Raw genomic sequence first — 17,950 nt, 5'->3', positions numbered from 1 at the left:
GAAAGCTGCAACTCGACTTCCGGAGATGCGCTCGCCGGCCACGGGCTGCCGCGGGTTGGGCGTTTGGGCGAGTGCGGCAGGGTGGGCCTTCGGCGGCCTGGTGTCAGGGCAGTTCGAGGACCGGGGTGGCCGCGGCGAAGGCGTCCGCCGCGGCGAGGTCGAAGTCGCCGTGGTCGCTGCCGAGTCCCTGCGCCACCAAACCTGCAGCGGCGCAGCCGAGCACCGCGGCCGCTTCAGGGCTGCGGCCGAGGCCGATGCCCCGGAGGAAGCCGGCCGAGAACGCGTCGCCGCAGCCGGTGGTGTCGACCACCGGCACCGCGAACGCGGGCACGGCGATGGTCTTCTCCGCCGTCACGACCAGGGCGCCGCGCGCCTCCCGCGTGACCGCGACGCAGCCGACGCCGTGGGCGAGCAGTGCGCGGGCGCCGTCCTCGAGGGTGGTGGCGCCGGTCAGGCCGAGGACCTGGTCTTCGTTGGGCAGCAGGTGGTCGAGCAGCGGCAGGGCGTCGGCGAGCCAAGCGAGCACCCCGGGAGCACCGGGCGCGAGAAGGTCGGCAGACGTCACCACACCGGCCGCGCGCGCCGGGGCGAGGATCTTCGCCGCCTTTTCGCCACCCATCAGCTCGGGCCCGCCGAGGTGGAGATGCGTGGCGCGGGCGATGTCCGCCGCCGGGGCGTCGGACGGCTCGTACGTGAGGTTCGCGCCCGGCACGTGGAAGGCGGGGCGGCTGCCGTCGGGCCGGATCGGCAGCACGGACGCCGAGGTTTGCACACTCTCTCGGCGCAGCACCAGGGACGTGTCGACGCCGTGGCGGGCGAGCATCGCCAGCAGCAGGTCGCCGATGGGGTCGGCGCCGATCGCGCCCGCCGTGCGGACGGTCGCGCCGAGCTTGGCCAGCGTGATCGCGGTGCCCGCGGCCGTACCTGCCGGGCCGAAGCGGATCTGCTCGACCAGAGTGGCGCCCTGGCCTTCGGGGATGGCTTCGACCGGCCGGACCTGCACGTCGAACACGTGCGCTCCCAGCGTGACGACGGTCTGGGTCACCGGCGCTCCTCGACCCGCCGAGGCTGCCCGTACCCGCTTTGAACAGCCGCCATCACCACGGCCTCCTGCTGCTCCGGCCCCAGCGCCCGCGGCGACCCGAGCGTCGCGGCGCGCACGTACAGCCCGCACGCCCACTCCAGCAGCAACGCGTTGTCCACCGCGGCCTCCAGCGTCGGGCCGTGGGCGATCGCGCCGTGGTTGGCCAGCAGCGCCGCCGACTTGCCCTCCAGTGCGGCCAAGGTCGACGTCGCCAGCTCCGTGGAGCCGAACACGGCGAACGGCGCGACCCGGATCTCCCCGCCCAGCGCGAGCTGCTGGTAGTGCACACACGGCAGCTCGTCGAGCACCAGGGACACCGCGGTGGCCTGCGGCGAATGCGTGTGCACCACCGCGCCCGCGCCGAAACGTTCGTAGATCCCCAGGTGCAGCTCCAGTTCGGAGGTCGGCGCGAGGTCGCCGGCAAGCACGGCGCCGGACAGGTCGACGACCGTCACGTCCGACGGCTCGGCCCGGCCCAGCTCGACGCCCGTCGCGGTCACCGCCACGTGCTCACCCGCGCGGACGCTCACGTTGCCCGCGGTGCCGATCAGCAGGCCTTCCCCGGCCAGGCCGTGACACGCCCGGGCCACCGCCCGCCGTGCTTCGTCGAGGACTGTGCTCGCCTCTGCCATGGCCCGAGGCTAGGATAAATCCGAAACAAAGTCACGTTCAGGTTTGGAGATCCGATGGCCGTGCGGGTGCCGCGCCAGGCACGAGCGCGGGAGAAGCTCGCCCTGGTGCTCGCGGCCGCCGACCGGCTGCTCGCCGCGGACGGCGTCGAAGCGCTGACCACAACCCGGGTCGCCGCCGAGGCCGGCGTCTCCGTCGGGACGCTGTACCAGTACCTCCCGGACCGCGACGCCATCACCGAAGCCCTCGGCGAGCTCTACCTCGCCCGGCTGGAAGACCTCATGACCGCCTTCGCCGAGCGGGCAGCGACCGAGAGCTGGGACGATCCCGTCGGCCTGCTCGTCGACGCCTTCGCCGGGCTCTACCGCGCCGAACCCGGCTTCCGCGCGCTGTGGTTCGGCCGCGGGCGCACCGAAGGAACACGGGAAGCCGACCTCGCGCACAAGCGTGTGATGGCCGCCGGCGTGCACCGCATCCTCGTCGCGCAACGCCTCCTACGGGACGACGACGAAGCCGCGACCGTCTGCCGCACCGCGTTCCTCGCCGCGGACGCCGTGATCCAGGAGGCGTTCCGCGGGGATCCCGCGGACGCGGCCGGGCTGCTCGACCAGCTCAAGGTCATGCTGCGCGCGTACCTCGGCGGTCTGCCGCGGTGAATCACGTGGTGGCGATGAGGAATTCTTCACCCTTCGCGATCCGGAGACCGTCGGCCCGGTCCGCAAAATAGCGCGAGTTCAGCTCGTCACCGGAGACGTGGGTGACGGTGCGGAACCCGGCGGAGCGGGCCAGCGCCAGCATTTCGCCGGGGGAGAAGGAGCTGACGAACGGAGTGCCCGCCGCCTTCGCCTTGCTGGCCGTGGCGCGGTGATCCGCGCGGTCGCCGTCGTCGAGGAGCTCCGCCGGCACCATGAACGTCATCATCAGCGTCGACCCCGGCGCGAACCCCGCGATCCGGCGCAGGGTGGCCGCGTTCGCCTCCTTCGTGAGGTACATGCTGACCCCGGTCGAGGCGACGACGGCGGGCTCGTCCGCGGCGAATCCCGCGGCGGCCAGCAGATCCGGCCACGACGGCCCGGCTTCGAAGTCGACCGGCACCAGGTGCAGCCAGTCGGGCACACCGAGGCCGAGGTCGGCCAGACGCTGCCGCTTCCAGGCCTGCGGGCCGGGCTGGTCGACTTCGAACACCCGGAGCCGCGCCGCGATTTCCGGTCTGCGCTGGGCAAAAGTGTCGAGCCCCGCGCCGAGGATCACGTACTGCCCGACGCCCCCGTCCGCCTGCTCGACGACCAGGTCCTCGACGAACCGGGCCCGGGCCACCATGCCGGCGCGATACCGGCCGGCGGTCGCGGGGTCCATGTCCGGACGCTCGCGCCAGCCGGCTCCCGGGTCGGCCAGACGCAGGCCTAGTTCGTCGTCGAAGACGTGCGGCGGCGCGTCGACGCGGACGTGCAGGGCCCGCCACAGCGCGGTCCGCACCGCCGTGCTGTCCGGCGCCGTCACCTCAGCTCACCCCCGGCGCCTGGAGCGTCCACGTGCGCCCGTCGGGATCGCGCACGGTCATTTCCCTGGTCCCGTAATGGGTTTCCTCGAACGGGCTGACCACCTCGACGATGTCGTCGGCCGCGAAGGTGTCCGGGACCTTGAACACGATCTGCGTGCGGAGTTCCCGGCCCTCGGGGACTTCGGCGATGAAGACGTACGGGCCGTCGCCGTTGCGGAGCTGCCCGGAGTTGTGGTCGGTCGAGAACTCGAGCCGGTACCCGAGCGCCTGGAAGAACTTGGCCGCCTTGCCCCAGTTGTGGGTCTCCAGGTACACGGCCTCGATGCCTTCGGTGCTCATGTCAGCTCTCCTCTTCGGGTACGGGGTTGGCCAGGTAGGCGCGCAGCGCGTCGGCCACCAGCGCCGACAGCGACAGCTCCGCCTCGACGGCGCGGTGCTTGACCTGCCGGATCAAGCCGATCGGCAGGTACACGTTGAACTGCTTGACGTCTTCATCGCCCACGGGTCGACGCTAGCATGCTAGCAAGCTATATCCAAGAGGCAGCCGATCGCCGCTTGACGTGCGTGCGGCGGCCGTCAACAATTCAGGCGTAGGCCCGAATGTTAGCGCTAACATTTCTGACGACGAAGTCGGAGCGATGCCATGAAGCTGCGCCACGGGTTGTCCGCACTCCTGCTGATCGCCGGCCTCGTCCCGGGGCTGGGAGCCGCGACCGCCGCCGCGGAGGTCCCGGCGCCCCCGCCGGTGGTGGGCTGGGCGTCCTGGAATTCCTTCGCCGCCAAGATCGACCACAACGTCATCAAGGCCCAGGCGGCCGCGCTCGTGTCCTCCGGTCTGCAGGCCGCCGGGTACAGCTACGTCAACATCGACGAAGGCTGGTGGCAGGGGACCCGCGACAGCGCGGGCGACATCACCGTCGATCCCGCGGACTGGCCCGGCGGGATGGCGGCCATCGCGGACTACCTGCACGGCAAGGGGTTGAAGGCCGGGATCTACACCGACGCCGGGCGTGACGGCTGCGGTTACTACTTCCCGACCGGGCGGCCCGCGGCACCCGGCACCGGCAGCGAGGGTCACTACCTGCAGGACATGCTGCAGTTCCAGCGCTGGGGCTTCGACTTCGTCAAGGTCGACTGGTGTGGCGGCGACGTCGAGGGTCTCGACCCGCAGAGCACCTACCGGGCGATCAGCGACGCCAACCGGGCGGCGACCGCGCAGACCGGCCGCACGCTCACCCTGTCGATCTGCAACTGGGGAAAGAAGAATCCGTGGAACTGGGGTGCCGGGACGGCACCGATGTGGCGGACCAGCACGGACATCATCTACTACGGCCAGACGGCGACGTTGCCGCAGGCGCTGGCCAACTTCGACCAGGCGCAGCACCCCGTCTCGCAGCACACCGGGTACGTCAACGACCCCGACATGCTCACCGTCGGCATGCCCGGGCTGTCCGCCGCGCAGGGCCGGACCGAGTTCGGGATGTGGGCGATCTCCGGTGCGCCGCTGCTGGCGGGCAACAACCTCGCGACGATGAGCGCCGAGACGGCGGGCATCCTGAAGAACCGGGAGGTCATCGCCGTCGACCAGGACCCGCGCGGCCTGCAGGGGGTGAAGGTCGCCGAGGACGCCGCCGGGCTCCAGGTGTACACGAAAGTCCTGGCGGGCACCGGGAAACGCGCGGTGCTGCTGCTCAACCGGACGTCGTCGGCCGCCACGATGACGGCGCGGTGGGCCGACCTCGGCCTGACCCCGGCCACGGCGAAGGTCCGCAACCTCTGGGCCGCAAGAGATGTCGGCAACTACACCACTCAGTACAGCGTGAGTGTCCCGGCCAACGACTCGGTGCTGCTGACCGTCGGGGGCACCGACGCGCCGTCGGCGCACTACGCGCCCGACGGCAGCCGGTTCACCGGAGTCACCGCGGCCGCCACCGGGCCGGCCGTCGCGACCTTCACCTACACCGGCGGCGGAACCGCGACACTGGCGGTGAACGGCCAGCAGCCGACCGTCCTCGCCTTCCCACCGGGTGGTTCGAGCGTCTCCGCGATCGTGTCCCTGGGCAAGGGAACGAACACCCTGACGTTCTCGGGCACCCCACCGCAGTTCTCGGACGTCTCGATCCTGCCCTTGCCCGGGAGTTACGGCGTCCAGGTGGCCGGCACGCAGTCGGGCCGGTGCCTCGACGTGAACGACAACAGCATCACCAACGGCGTCCAAGCGCAGCTGTGGGACTGCGCCGCGGGGCCGAACCAGACCTGGGTGCCGGTGCGCGGGCAGCTCGTTGTCAACGGCACCAAATGCCTCGACGCCTACAACAGCGGGACGGCGAACGGCACGGCCGTGGTCGTCTGGGACTGCAACGGCCAGCGCAACCAGCAGTGGACGCTGAACACGAACGGCACGGTCACGAACGCGCTTTCGGGACTGTGCCTGGACGCGAGCGGCGCCGGCACCGCCAACGGCACCAAGGTCATCCTGTGGGCCTGCGGCGGGGGCGCCAACCAGCAGTGGACCCGGCGGTGACTCAGGCCGTCGAGTCGCGGATGACCAGCCGGCACGGGTGGGTGTGCCGGCCGGGGGAGGGCTCACCGTTGATCGCCGCCAGCAGCAGGTCGGCGGCGGTCCGCCCGAGCGCCTCGAGTTCCATGTCGACGCTGGTCAGCGGCGGCTGGCAGGCCAGCGCCATCACGTCCCAGTTGTCGAACCCGACGAGGGCGACGTCGCCGGGCACCCGGCGGCCGGCCGCCTGCAGCGCGTCGGCGACCCCGCGGGCGATCTGGTCGCTGCCGCAGAACACCGCGTCGAAGGGGTCGCCGGCGCCCAGCAGCATCCGCACCGCCTGCCGGCCCCACGCCTCGCTCCACTCGCCGAACATCGGGGCGCCGACGAGGTCCAGCCCGGCCTCGGCGAGCCGTCCGGCGGCGGCGGAGGCACGCACGGTCGCCGAGTGGTGGTGCTCGGGACCGGTGATGTGGGCGATGCGGCGGCGTCCGGTGGCCAGGAGGTGGTCGACGGCCTTGCGGGCGCCGCCCGCCTCGTCCGGCACGACGGAGCAGTCGTCCGGGTCGGCGGAGCTGATGAAGGCGTACACCACGGGAATCGGCAGCGCCGCGCCGATCGGCGCGCGGGCCTGGGTCCGGCGGCCGGTGACGATGATGCCGTCGACCCGGCGGGACAGCAGGGTGCGCAGGTAGTACTGCTCCCGGATCGGGTCGTCGCGGGCGTCGCAGAGGAAGACCGACATCTCGCCGGCGCCCAGCGCGTCCTCCGCGCCCATCATCAGCGGGATGCTGAACCGGCCGATCGTGTCGGTGGTGATCATGCCGACGGTGTAGGTGCGGCCGGAGTTCAGCGTCACGGCCGCGCGGTTGGGCTGGAACCCCAGCTGCTCGGCCGCGGACAGCACCCGCTGCCGGGTCTCCGGGCGCAACGACCCGCGGCCGTTGAGCGCCTTCGACGCCGTGCCGACGGAAACGCCGGCCAGCAGGGCGACCTCACTGATCGTCGCCGGCTTGGCCGGGTTTCCGGGAGTTTCCGAAAGTTTCCGCGGAGGCATGGTCGCACAGTACCTTCCGCGTCCGGTGATGACCAAAAGTAGCCGCTCATTACGGGGAAACAGCCCTTGACGAGCCCGCGAAGAGGGGCCTAGCTTGAGTCGGCAACCGGTTTCCTAATTTTCCCCGGTTCGCTCTCGACACCGCCAGGCGGCCTCCCGTTAGGAGAGTCGATGACTTCGCACATCCGATCCCGGGCCCGGGTCGCGGCCGCCGTGCTGGGCGTGCTCGTCCTCGCGGCCTGCCAGAGCGGCCCGTCCGAGTCCGCGGCGGGGGACACCGCCGGGGTGGACGACGGCACCACGATCACCATGTGGACCCGCTCGCCCACGGCCACCTTCAGCCAGACCCTGATCGACGCCTACAACGCGAGCCACCGGAACAAGGTCAAGCTGACCGTCTTCCCGGCCGACTCCTACCAGCAGAAAGTCGGCACCGCCGCGGGGGCGAAGCAGCTGCCGGACCTCCTGGCGGCTGACGTCGTCTACGCGCCCAACTACGCGGCCAAGGGCCTGTTCCTCGACCTCACCGCCCGCGTGAACCAGCTGCCGTTCAAGGGCGCGCTGGCACCGGCGCACCTGAAGACGGCCACCTACGAGGGCAAGCACTTCGCCGTCCCGCACGACATCGACCTGTCCGCGGTGTTCTACAACAAGGTGCTGTTCACCCGCGCCGGCCTCGACCCGGAGCACCCACCGGCCACTTTGGACGAACTGGTCGCCGCCGCCCGCAAGATCACCACGCTCGGCGGGGACGTCAAGGGGTACTTCTTCGGCGGCGCCTGCCCGGGCTGCCAGCTGTTCACCAGCTGGCCGATGATCTGGGCCTCCGGCGGCACGGTGCTCAACGACCAGGGCACCGCCGCCACGCTGGACAGCCCCCAGGCGGCGCAGGTCTACTCCCTGCTGCGCACGATGTACACCGACGGCATCGTGCCCGCCTCGGCGAAGAACGAGTCCGGGCCCACCTGGACGCAGGCGTTCCTCGACGGCAAGATCGGCATCCAGCCGATGGGCGCGACCGCGTTGCAGGGCATGAAAGAGGGGCCGGGCCTGCAGGTCGGCGTCGCCCCGATCCCCGGGCTCACCGGCGGCAGCTCGACGTTCGTCGGCGGGGACGTGCTCGGGATCGGCAGCAACAGCCGGCACGCCGCGGCCGCGTGGGACTTCATCTCCTGGACGCTGTCGGAGCAGGCCCAGGTGGACGTCGTGGCGAAGAGCAAGAACATCACCGTGCGGTCGGACCTCGCCGACAACACCTACGCGAAACAGGATCCGCGGCTCGGCGTGTTCAACCGGCTCGCCGGCCAGGGCCAGACGCCGATCTCGGTCAACTTCGGCAAGACGTTCAACGACACCAACGGTCCCTGGACGCAGACGGTGATCGACGCGGTGTTCGGCGGCGGTGACGTCGGCTCGATCCTGAAGCAGCACAACGCGGCCGTCACCGACTCCCTCGCCAGCGGCGGCTGACCGTGGTGTCCCTGCTGTCCTCGCGGGTGTCGGCGCCGGACTCCCCGGCGCCGACACCCCGCCGCCGCGGCTCGATCAGCCGGGGACGGCGCCGGCTCGGGCTCACCTACGCCGCCCCGATGGCCGTGCTGGTCGCCGTCTTCTTCGTCATCCCGCTCGGGCTGATGCTGTGGATGTCGGTCAGCCACTGGCCGCTGGTCGGCGCGTCGGCGCCCAACGGCGTCGAGAACTACGACGCGCTGAGCGACCCGCTGTTCCTGCGCGCCGTGTGGTTCACGCTGAAGTACACCTTGGTGACCACGGTCGTGCTCAGCCTCGTCGCCTTCGGACTGGCGTTGCTGGTGCAGCACGACCGGCCGGGCACCGGCGTGGCCCGCACCGTCTTCTTCCTGCCCAGCGCGGTCGGGCTCGCGTCGACCAGCCTGCTGTTCTACGGGCTGTTCAACACCGATTCGTCCGCGCTCAACGGCCTCGTGGACTTCCTCGGCTTCGGCCGGGTGGACTGGCTCGGCTCCGGCGGCAATGCGCTCGGCTCGGCCGTCGGGATGATCACCTGGCGGTTCGCCGGGTTCTACATGCTGATCCTGATGACCGGCCTGCAGGGCATCGACCCGGCGCTGTACGAAGCCGCGCGCATCGACGGCGCGAACCGGTGGCAGATCCTGTGGCGGGTGACGCTGCCGCTGCTGCGCCCGACACTCGCGCTGGCGATGGTGCTGTCGCTGACCGGCTCGCTGCTGGCGTTCGACCAGTTCTTCATCCTCACCGGCGGCCGGCACGACACCGCCACAGTGGTCATCGACATCTACCGCGAGGCCTTCCTGTCCCAGGACCTCGGCCGTGCGGCCGCGGTCTCGGTGGCGACGCTCGCCGTGCTGATCGTGCTGAACGTCGCCCAGCTGCGGCTGATCCGCCGGGAGGGGAAGTGAACCGGCTGCGGGCCGCCGGCCTGCACGTGACGACGGCCGCGCTGGCCGTGCTGTTCCTGCTGCCGCTGCTGTGGACGCTCTATTCGTCGGTCGCCGGGCGGGAGGCCGCGGGTGACGGTTTCGGGACCGGCAACTACCGGCGGCTCGCCGACTACGGCAGCGGCCTCGGCACCTACCTCGTCAACACGACCGTGGTCGCGCTGGTGGCGGTGGCCGTCACCGTCGTGACGACCACGCTCGGCGGGTACGCGATGGCCCGGCTCGCCTTTCCCGGCCGCAACGTGCTGTTCCTCGTCACGCTGGCCATCTTGATGGTGCCGTACACGACGATCCTGGTGCCGCTCTACATCCTGCTCGGCTGGCTCGGCCTGCAGAACTCGCTGATCGGGCTGGGCCTGGTGATGGCCGTGCTGCAGCTGCCGTTCGGCCTGTTCATGATGCGCAACTCCTTCGAAGCGCTGCCGGTGGAGCTCGAAGAGGCCGCGCTGATCGACGGCTGCTCGATCGGCGGCGCACTACGCCGGGTCCTGCTGCGCGGAGTGCTCCCGGGCATCGTCACCATCGCCCTGTTTTCCTTCCTGGCGGCGTGGAACGAGTTCGTCGCACCGCTGATCTTCCTCACCGACGGTGAGAAGTTCACCCTGCCGCTCGCGTTGTTCAACCTCCAGTCCGGCAGCCTCGGCTCGGTCGACTTCGGGGCCCTGCAAGCGGGTGTGGTGGTCTCCGCCCTGCCGTGCGTGGCGGTCTTCCTCGTCCTGCAGCGGTACTACGTCCGCGGCTTCACCTCGGGAGCCCTCAAGGGCTGAGACAGGAGCACTCGATGACCGAACGCATCCTCGGGCCCGTCCACCCCACGTCCGCCGCGACTTCGGCGCTGCGGCCGCTGTTCCTCGGCGCCGTCACCTTCACGGCACGGAGTTTTCTGGGCGACTGGCAGCGGCGCAACGCGAGCCGGACGCTGCCGCACTGCGTCGAGCAGCTCGACGCGGCGGGCGCCTTGGACAACCTCCGGCGTGTCACCGGCGAGGTCGACGGCGCCCACCGGAACATGTGGTTCGCCGACTCCGACGTCTACAAGACCCTCGAAGCCGCCGCGTGGCAGCTCGGCCGGACGCCGGACGACGCCGAGCTGCGCGCGTTCCTCGACACCACGGCCGCGCTGGTGGCGAAGGCGCAGGGGGACGACGGCTACTTGAACTCGTACTTCGCCGTCGACAAGCCCGGGCTGCGGTGGCGGGAGCTGCACTGGAGCCACGAGCTGTACTGCGCGGGCCACCTGATCCAGGCCGCTGTGGCCGCCGCGCGGGCCGGGGTGGGCGCGCAGCTCGTCACGGTCGCCCGGCGTTTTGCGGACCTGATCGTGGACCGGTTTTCGGCCGTGGACGACGTCGACGGGCACCCGGAGATCGAGACCGCGCTGGTCGAGCTGTACCGGGTGACCGGGCACCGGCCGTACCTCGACCTGGCGCGGCGCTTCCTGGACCTGCGGGGGCACGGGCTGCTCAACGGCGAGCGGTTCGGCTCGCGGTACCTGCAGGACCACGTCCCCGTGCGTGCGGCGGACGAAGTCGCCGGGCACGTGGTCCGGCAGCTCTACCTGCTCGCCGGCGTGGTGGACGTCGCCGTCGAGACCCGCGACGACAACCTGCTCGACAGCGCCCGCCGGCTCTGGGCCGACGCGTTCGGCGCCAAGACCTACCTCACCGGCGCCCAGGGATCGCGCCACCGCGACGAGGCGTTCGGCGACCCGTACGAGCTGCCGCCCGACCGGGCCTACGGCGAGACCTGCGCCGGGATCGCGAGCTTCCAGTGGAACTGGCGGATGCTCCTGGCCACCGGCGAGGGCAAGTACGCCGACGAGATGGAACGCACGCTGTACAACGTGATCGCCGGCTCGACCGCGCTGGACGGCACGCACTTCTTCTACGCCAACCCGCTGCAGCTGCGGACCGGCCACGACGGCTCACACGAGGACGCGCCGTCGCAGCGCCTGCCCTGGTATTCCTGCGCCTGCTGCCCGCCCAACCTCGCCCGGCTCGTCGCCTCGCTGTCCGGGTACGTGGCCACCACCGACCACGGCGGGCTCCAGGTGCACCTGTACGCCGACGGCGAGCTGCACACCACTGTGGACGGTGCGGACGTCCACCTCGTCACGCGCACCGGGTACCCGTGGGACGGCCGGGTGGAAGTCTCGGTGACGACGGACGCCGCGCTCACCCTGGTCCTGCGGATCCCCGGCTGGGCGTCCGGCGCTCTGGTCGACGGCGCGCCGGCCGACGTCCGCGACGGGTACACCGAGGTGCGCCGGGACTGGTCCGCCGGCGCCACGGTGACGCTCGACCTGCCGATGCCCGCCCGGCTCGTCCGGCCGCACCCGCGGATCGACGCCGTGCGCGGCTGTGTCGCCGCCACGCGGGGCCCGCTCGTCTACTGCCTGGAGCAGGCCGACCTGCCCGCCGGCGTCACGCTGGAAGACGTCCGGATCGACCCGGCCGCACCGCTGACGACCGGGCAGGCGCCGGACATCCCCGTGACGCTCACCGCGCGCGGCAGGCTCGAGCCGCCCGCGTCGGACGAGCTGTACCCCGGCGGCACTCCGGCCGTGGCTCCCGGCGAGCCGGTCGAGCTGACCGCGATCCCGTACTTCCGGTGGGGCAACCGGGAACCCGGCCCGATGCGGGTCTGGATCCCGGCCGTCACCACGGAATGACCCCGTCCCCGCACCGGAGGTACCGATGTCACGACGAACTCTCGCGCTCGCTTCGGCGGTCACCGTCATCGCCGCCCTCACCGCGGCGCCGGCCGAGGCCGCGGGCCACACCCTGGTGGTGGACGCCGCGGCCCCGTTCCGGCCGGTGACGCACGCCGCCGCCGGTGGCCTGTACGCGCTGGCCGAGAACAACCGGCCCGCCGACAGCACCCTGCTGCCCCTCAAGCTGAACACCCTCACCCAGCCGCCCCCGGACGTCGGGCAGAAGCCGAACGGCCAGCCGGCCGGCGGGGACGCCCTGAAGATCGCGCCGCAGGCGGACCGCGTCGGCGCCGCGCAGGTGGTCCGGATGCCGGACATCTACCCGGACTTCCCCTACAAGTGGGTGAGCTGGGACGACTGGCTGGCCAAAGTGGACACCATGGTCTCGAAGCGGCTGGCCGCCACTTCGGTGAGCAACGTGGCCGCGTGGGAGATCTGGAACGAGCCGGACTGGACCTGGGACACGGCCAAGGCGGGCGACTTCAACGCCGGGTGGACGCGCACGGTCCAGCGGATCCGGACCCGCGACACCCGCACCCCGGTCGCGGGGCCCGGCTACGCGGGCTGGGACGCCACCCGGATGCGGGCGTTCCTGACGAACGCGAAGAACACGAACACCGTGCCGGACCTCGTGGTCTGGCACGAGCTGAACCACAGCAGCGGGGCGATCGCGGCCGACGTCGCGGCGTACCGATCGCTGGAGTCGTCGCTCGGCATCAGCCCGCGGCAGATCTTCATCAACGAGTACGCGTGGACCGACGAGGTCGACGTGCCCGGCCGGGTCGCGAACTACGTCTCGAAGCTGGAACGCGCCGGGGTGGCGGCCGCCGACCGGGCGTTCTGGTACGAGTACGGGACCGTGAACGGCCTGGTCGTCAACAACAACCAGCCGACCGGGACGTGGTGGCTGTACAAGTGGTACGGCGACATGGCGGGCTCGATGGTGAGCACAACGCCGCCCGCGCAGACCGGCCTGGACGGGTTCGCCTCCTACGACACCACGCGCAAGCGCGTCGACGTCGTGTTCGGTGACGAGGCGGGGACGAACTCGGTGCGGGTGACCGGGCTCGGCGGCACGGTCCGCGTCACGCTCGAGTCGACGCCGTCGTCGGGCCGGTTCACCGCGGTGACCGCGCCGACCGTGCTGTCGACGTCGACCTACACCGTCGCGAACGGGCAGATCACGGTGCCCGTGCCGAACATGTCGGCGACGAGCGCGTACCACCTGGTCGTCGAACCGACCAGCGGCCTGCCCGCCTACCAGCAGCGGTACGAGGCGGAGAACGCGTCCGTGTTCCGCGCGCAGCGGCTGGCGGGTTCGAGCGCGTCGAACGGTGGTTACGTCGGCCGGATCGACAACAGCGGTGACCCGCGTAGCGACAGTTACCTCGACTTCGTGGTGAACGTGCCGAGCGCCCGCGCGTACACGATGACCATCGGGTACGCGAACGGCACCGGAGCGACGTCGACGCAGGGCCTGGCCTACAACGGCGGCGGCTGGTCGACGGTCAGCTATCCGCCGACCGCCGGCTGGGGCCAGTTCGGCTCGACCGTCTCGACGAGCGTCACTCTGCACGCGGGGTACAACACGATCCGGCTGGCCAAGGGCGCGCCGTTCTTCGCCGGTGGCACGGGTTACGCCGAACTCGACTACGTCCAGCTCACCTGACCTCTCACCGCGGGAGGTATCGGGTGAAGAACGCGCTCAGCGACGCGCGTTGGGTGGCGATGCTGCGCCCGGCGTCGACGGTGCCGATGAACGGCGCGATCGACGCCGGGTCCAGGTCGAGCCGGGGGAGGAGGGCCTGGTAGTCCGTGTAGCTGAAGTGCTCGCCGTCGGCCAGGTGGGCTTGGTGGACCGGGCCGCGCTGGTGGCTCAGGAACTCCTGCCACGAACCGTCGGACGCCGAGCTGTGGTCGCCGGCGCTCAGCAGCAGGAAGGGTCGGTCGAGTCCTTCGTCCGCGACGCGGCCGTAGTCGCGGGCGGACTGGGAGTAGGCCATGCTGCCGTCGAGGTCCGCGCCCGCGTTGATGCGCGGGTCCGACACCATCGTCTCGCCGGTGGTGAACCCGCCCGCGGAGTGGCCGAACATGCCGACCCGGGTCAGGTCGAGGGACAGCCCGGCCGGGAGTTTCCGGGACTTCAGCTCGTCGAGGACGAACCGGGTGTCGGCCACCCGGGTGGCGATGAGCAGCTTGCCGTCGGTGCCCGGGGGCAGTGCCCGCCGTTCGACGCGGCCGCCGGGGAACTCCACCGCCGCCGGCTCGTGGGTGTGGTCGATCGCCACCGTCACGTAACCCTCGCTCGTGAGCTGCTCCAGCTGCGCGGTGCCGACCGAGCGCGGGTACTTGGCGCTGGGGGAGTAGAGCACGACGGGGCGCCGTCCGCCGGCCGCGGGAACGCCGGTGCGGGCGTGGGTGGGAAACGTGTAGTCCAGGCGGTCCGCGGAAATGCCGAGCTGCGCCGCGTCCTCTTCGGACACGACCTTCGCGGCGCCCGGCGTCAGGTACGGCGCTTTCGGGCCGCTGCCCGGCCGCGCCGGGTACCGGACGGTCACCATCAGCTCCCGGGTCGTGCCCGCGACCCACGGATCCGGCCGGGCGTGGTCGACGAGGTGCAGATCGGTGGTTCCGACGGCGTACGGGCCGGTCGGCGCGGGCAGGCCGAGCCGGGCCGGAGTGGCCGCGGCGGCGGAGACCGTGGTGGTCAGGAGGACACCGGTGAGCCCGGCGACGAGTGCTTTTCGCATGGTTTGACCGTATTGACGCCGCCGCCGCGCGACATCGGGATGATCACGGAGTCCACCCCCGTCAGGGGAGCCAGTGCCCGGCGGGCAGGGCGGGCACCCGGTGTCCGCGGTGGCCGGTCAGCTCCCGGTTGGCGACGAGCGCGTTGAGCACCGCCTCCTCCACCACCTGCACGACGGCCTCGAAGAACGGGTCGATCCGGCCCCACGGCACGAAGCGGAGCGTCTCGTACTCGGCCTCCTCCGTGCGCGGGAAGGAGCTGGTGAGGGCGCCGGGGTTGGCCGTGCTGAAGGTGAGGAACAGGTCGCCGGAGAAGTGCGAGCCCGTCGTCCCGGTGCGGGCCAGGCCGAGCGGGACGCGGCGGGCGAGCGCCGCGCACTGCCCCGGCAGCAGCGGCGCGTCCGTGCCCACGACGACGATCACCGACCCCGCGCCGGGCGGCGCCGGTGACCACTCCGCCAGCGGATCGTCCGCCGCCAGCACGGATCCCACGGCTTCGCCGGCGACCGTCAGCTCCCGGCGGCTGCCGAAGTTCGCCTGGACCAGCGCGCCGACCGTGTACTCGTCCGCGCCGTGGGCCACGACCCGCGACGCCGTGCCGGTGCCGCCCTTGAAGCCGTAACAGGTCATCCCGGTGCCGCCGCCGACGGAACCCTCGTCGATCGCACCCCCGCGAGCCGCGTCGATCGCCGCGGCGACGTGTCCACTGTGGATCGTCGGGGCGTTGATGTCGTTGAGGTAGCCGTCCCAAGTCTCGGCGACCACCGGCAGCAGCCACTCGGCCGCGACGTCGGGGCGCTCGCGCACCACCCAGTCGATCACCCCGCGGTGGCACGCGCCGACCGCGTGGGTGTTGGTGATCAGCACCGGCAGCGTCAGCGAGCCGGTCTCGGCGAGCCACGCGCCGCCGGTCATCTCGCCGTTGCCGTTGAGGGAGAACGTCCCCGCGGCACACGGCACGGCGAAGTCCGCGCGGCCACGCGGCAGCACCGCGGTGACGCCGGTGCGCACCGATTCGCCTTCGATCAGCGTCGTGTAGCCGACTTCGACACCGGGGACGTCGGTGAGCGCGTTGTGCGTGCCGGGCCGGCCGGGCAGCGGGATGCCCAGGTCGCGGGCACGGGTCATGACGGTTCCTCCAGGGGGCAGGTGGTGGCGATCCGGGCGAACGACAGCAGCATCGCTTCGGCGGTGGCCCGTTCCAGGGTCGGCACGGCCTGGGTGAGGTGCAGGCCGTAGCCGTCCTCGAGCGCGACGAGGTTCCGCGCGATCGCGACCGCGTCGGCGGTCAGGGTGAACTCGCCGGTCGCCGCGCCGGCTTCGAGGATGCCGGTGTAGATCCCCACCTGCCGCTCGTACAGCGCGATGTGCCGGGCGGCGTACACCGGGTCGCGGCGGGCGATCGTGCCGAGCTCGTAGAGCAGCACGCACAGTTCGTCGTCCGGGCCGGTGGGCAGGCCGCTGCGGATCGTCGCGAGCAGCCGTTCGCGCGGGGTCCCGGTCCTGGCAGCCTGCTCCCGGGTGGTGCAGAAGCGTTCGACGGCTTCGTGCTGCACCTCCTGGAGCAGGTCGGCCAGGGTGGGGAAGTAGTAGAGCACCGAACCCGAAGACAGGCCGGCACCGTCGGCGATGTCCCGCAGCCGCAGGTTGAGCAACCCGCGTTCGACCACGGCGCGCCGCGCCACGGCGATCAGCTCGGCCCGGCGCTCGGGGGCCCTGCTCGGTCGTGCCATGCGAGTCATTCTTCGAAGGACGTTCGGAAAACGCAACCGTCGCGACTCAACCGTGATGTGTCCTTCCCTTGACGTAGCGGGGCGCACCGCCTTTGATCCGTGGTCACCTGGTTTTTCGAAGGAGCTTCAGAGAACTGGAGGCCTGGTCGTGACCACCCCTGCCCTGCGCCGCGGTCTGCGCACCCTCGGCACCCTGCTCATCACGCTCTCGGCGATCAGCCCCGCCTCCTCGGTGTTCATCATCGCGCCGGGGGTGCTCACCGGCGCCGGCACCGGCGCGTTCCTGAGCTTCGCGGCCGCGGCGGTCGTGGGCGTGTTCATGGCGTTCGTCTACGCCGAGCTCGCGTCGGCGTTCCCGCTGGCCGGCGGCGAGTACGCGATCGTCGCGCGCACCCTCGGCCGGCTGCCCGGTTTCGCCGTGCTGGGACTGATGATCATCACCCAGGTCCTCATCGTCGCGGTGATCGCGCTGGGCGTCGGCACCTATCTGGGAGTGCTGCTGCCCGGCCTGCCGGGGCCGGCCGTGGGTGCCGTGACGTGCGTGCTGGCCGCCGTCGTCGGGGTGTTCGACATCAAGCTGAACGCCTGGGTGACCGGGATCTTCCTGGCGATCGAGATCCTCGCGCTGGTCGTGGTGAGCGCGCTCGGCCTGGTGCACCCGGCAAGGCCGTTCACCGACCTGCTCGCCCACCCGGTGGCGGCCGACGGCGGCCCGGCGACGGTCGGCGCCATCGTGATCGCGATGGCGGTCGCGATGTTCGCCTACAACGGTTACGGCTCGGCGGTGTACTTCGGCGAGGAGACCCAGGACGCGCCGCGCGGCATCGCCAAGGCGATCCTGCTCGCGCTCGGCATCACCGTGGTCGCCGAGCTCGTCCCGGTGACGGCGGTGCTGCTCGGCGCACCCGACCTCAACGGACTGTTCGGCGCGGAGAACATGTTGTCCGCCTTCATCTCCGCCCGCGGTGGCAGCACACTCGACACGGTCATCAGCCTCGCCGTCGCGCTCGCGATCATGAACGCCGTGCTGGCGATCGTCCTGATCAGCTCGCGGCTGGTGTTCAGCAGCGGCCGCGACCGCGCCTGGCCCGGTGTGGTCAACCGCGCGCTGGCCGCGGTGCACCCCCGCTTCGGGACGCCGTGGGTGGCGACGATCGGCACCGGGGTGGTGGCGGCGCTGCTGTGTTACGTCGATCCGCAGCTGCTGCTGGTGGTGACGAGCACGTCCATCGTCGCGGTGTACGGAGCGTTGTGCCTCGGCGCGATCATCGGCCGCCGGACGGGCGCGACCGCGCACGCGCAGTACCGCATGCCGTGGTTCCCGGTCGCGCCGGTGCTCGCCCTGGCCGTGCTGGTGTTCGTGGTGTACCAGAACGTCCTCGACCCGGTGGTGGGCCGGCCCAGCCTGATCGTCACGGCCGGGATCGTGGTGCTGGCGACCGGTTACTACCTGCTGGTGCTGCGCCGCCGCGGTGGGTGGCGCCTGGCGGAGCCCACGGAAGCCGTGCCCGAGGACTCAACCGAAGGGCCGGCTCGAACGTGAGCG

Annotated in this window: 17 protein-coding genes; 8 read left to right on the top strand and 9 right to left on the bottom strand. The window is 71.6% G+C overall.

All coding sequences use genetic code 11. The annotated features are described in order from the left end of the window. Nucleotides 1-103: 103 nt before the first annotated feature. Together ACIA5G_RS12390 and ACIA5G_RS12385 are read right to left on the bottom strand one after the other, a co-directional pair. Nucleotides 104-1,045, bottom strand: a complete 942-nt coding sequence (locus ACIA5G_RS12390) for a carbohydrate kinase family protein (RefSeq protein ID WP_395922770.1) — start codon at nt 1,043-1,045, stop codon at nt 104-106. Continuing rightward, nucleotides 1,042-1,716, bottom strand: a complete 675-nt coding sequence (locus ACIA5G_RS12385) for a class II aldolase/adducin family protein (RefSeq protein WP_395922769.1) — start codon at nt 1,714-1,716, stop codon at nt 1,042-1,044. Before ACIA5G_RS12385 ends, ACIA5G_RS12390 begins: the two co-directional genes overlap by 4 nt. Nucleotides 1,717-1,770: 54 nt before the next feature. Between ACIA5G_RS12385 and ACIA5G_RS12380 the strand changes: the two genes are divergently transcribed. Next, entirely contained in the window at nt 1,771-2,370 is a 600-nt protein-coding gene (locus ACIA5G_RS12380; RefSeq protein ID WP_395922767.1) for a TetR family transcriptional regulator, read from the top strand. A 1-nt stretch (nt 2,371) separates the two neighbouring features. Here ACIA5G_RS12380 and ACIA5G_RS12375 read toward each other — a convergent pair whose 3' ends face one another. From ACIA5G_RS12375 to ACIA5G_RS12365, 3 genes are read right to left on the bottom strand one after another with little or no spacing between them, the layout of a single operon-like run. Beyond that, nucleotides 2,372-3,214, bottom strand: coding sequence for a class I SAM-dependent methyltransferase (locus ACIA5G_RS12375; protein ID WP_395922766.1), 843 nt, complete (start codon nt 3,212-3,214; stop codon nt 2,372-2,374). A 1-nt stretch (nt 3,215) separates the two neighbouring features. Then, the gene (locus ACIA5G_RS12370) at nt 3,216-3,554 is read right to left on the bottom strand and encodes a VOC family protein (protein ID WP_395922765.1); all 339 of its coding nucleotides are present in this window, start codon (nt 3,552-3,554) and stop codon (nt 3,216-3,218) included. Between the two features lies 1 nt (nt 3,555). Next, on the bottom strand, nt 3,556-3,717 hold the full coding sequence (locus ACIA5G_RS12365; RefSeq protein ID WP_395922764.1) for a CopG family transcriptional regulator: 162 nt from the start codon (nt 3,715-3,717) through the stop codon (nt 3,556-3,558). A gap of 141 nt (nt 3,718-3,858) precedes the next feature. Here ACIA5G_RS12365 and ACIA5G_RS12360 point away from each other — a divergent pair, with 141 nt between their 5' ends. Next, nucleotides 3,859-5,739, top strand: a complete 1,881-nt coding sequence (locus ACIA5G_RS12360) for an RICIN domain-containing protein (protein WP_395922763.1) — start codon at nt 3,859-3,861, stop codon at nt 5,737-5,739. A 1-nt stretch (nt 5,740) separates the two neighbouring features. Here ACIA5G_RS12360 and ACIA5G_RS12355 read toward each other — a convergent pair whose 3' ends face one another. Further along, entirely contained in the window at nt 5,741-6,772 is a 1,032-nt protein-coding gene (locus tag ACIA5G_RS12355; protein ID WP_395922762.1) for a LacI family DNA-binding transcriptional regulator, read from the bottom strand. Nucleotides 6,773-6,943: 171 nt separating this feature from the next. On the opposite strand from ACIA5G_RS12355, the gene ACIA5G_RS12350 reads away from it, so the two are divergent. From ACIA5G_RS12350 to ACIA5G_RS12330, 5 genes are read left to right on the top strand one after another with little or no spacing between them, the layout of a single operon-like run. Beyond that, nucleotides 6,944-8,242, top strand: coding sequence for an ABC transporter substrate-binding protein (locus tag ACIA5G_RS12350; RefSeq protein ID WP_395922760.1), 1,299 nt, complete (start codon nt 6,944-6,946; stop codon nt 8,240-8,242). Between the two features lie 5 nt (nt 8,243-8,247). Then, on the top strand, nt 8,248-9,171 hold the full coding sequence (locus ACIA5G_RS12345; protein ID WP_395922759.1) for a carbohydrate ABC transporter permease: 924 nt from the start codon (nt 8,248-8,250) through the stop codon (nt 9,169-9,171). Next, nucleotides 9,168-9,977 carry a carbohydrate ABC transporter permease gene (locus tag ACIA5G_RS12340; RefSeq protein WP_395922758.1) on the top strand — a complete coding sequence of 270 codons (810 nt, stop codon included), beginning with the start codon at nt 9,168-9,170 and terminating at the stop codon, nt 9,975-9,977. Before ACIA5G_RS12345 ends, ACIA5G_RS12340 begins: the two co-directional genes overlap by 4 nt. A 14-nt stretch (nt 9,978-9,991) precedes the next feature. Further along, complete coding sequence (locus ACIA5G_RS12335) at nt 9,992-11,881, top strand: glycoside hydrolase family 127 protein (protein ID WP_395922756.1); 1,890 nt, start codon at nt 9,992-9,994, stop codon at nt 11,879-11,881. A gap of 25 nt (nt 11,882-11,906) precedes the next feature. Beyond that, nucleotides 11,907-13,592 (top strand): hypothetical protein, encoded by a 1,686-nt coding sequence (locus tag ACIA5G_RS12330; RefSeq protein ID WP_395922754.1) that lies wholly within the window; start codon nt 11,907-11,909, stop codon nt 13,590-13,592. Nucleotides 13,593-13,596: 4 nt separating this feature from the next. Here ACIA5G_RS12330 and ACIA5G_RS12325 read toward each other — a convergent pair whose 3' ends face one another. From ACIA5G_RS12325 to ACIA5G_RS12315, 3 genes are all read right to left on the bottom strand, one after another. Beyond that, nucleotides 13,597-14,673 carry an alpha/beta hydrolase gene (locus tag ACIA5G_RS12325; RefSeq protein ID WP_395922753.1) on the bottom strand — a complete coding sequence of 359 codons (1,077 nt, stop codon included), beginning with the start codon at nt 14,671-14,673 and terminating at the stop codon, nt 13,597-13,599. A 61-nt stretch (nt 14,674-14,734) separates the two neighbouring features. After that, nucleotides 14,735-15,799, bottom strand: coding sequence for a P1 family peptidase (locus ACIA5G_RS12320; RefSeq protein WP_395922752.1), 1,065 nt, complete (start codon nt 15,797-15,799; stop codon nt 14,735-14,737). After that, nucleotides 15,796-16,404 (bottom strand): TetR/AcrR family transcriptional regulator, encoded by a 609-nt coding sequence (locus ACIA5G_RS12315; RefSeq protein ID WP_395922751.1) that lies wholly within the window; start codon nt 16,402-16,404, stop codon nt 15,796-15,798. Before ACIA5G_RS12315 ends, ACIA5G_RS12320 begins: the two co-directional genes overlap by 4 nt. A gap of 148 nt (nt 16,405-16,552) precedes the next feature. Here ACIA5G_RS12315 and ACIA5G_RS12310 point away from each other — a divergent pair, with 148 nt between their 5' ends. Beyond that, nucleotides 16,553-17,947, top strand: coding sequence for an APC family permease (locus tag ACIA5G_RS12310; RefSeq protein ID WP_395922749.1), 1,395 nt, complete (start codon nt 16,553-16,555; stop codon nt 17,945-17,947). Nucleotides 17,948-17,950 lie beyond the last annotated feature (3 nt).

Source organism: Amycolatopsis sp. NPDC051758 (genome assembly GCF_044453095.1).
Lineage (GTDB): Bacteria > Actinomycetota > Actinomycetes > Mycobacteriales > Pseudonocardiaceae > Amycolatopsis.
The sequence above is the reverse complement of the archived record's forward strand: the minus strand, read 5'-3'. Positions and strand labels throughout refer to the sequence as shown.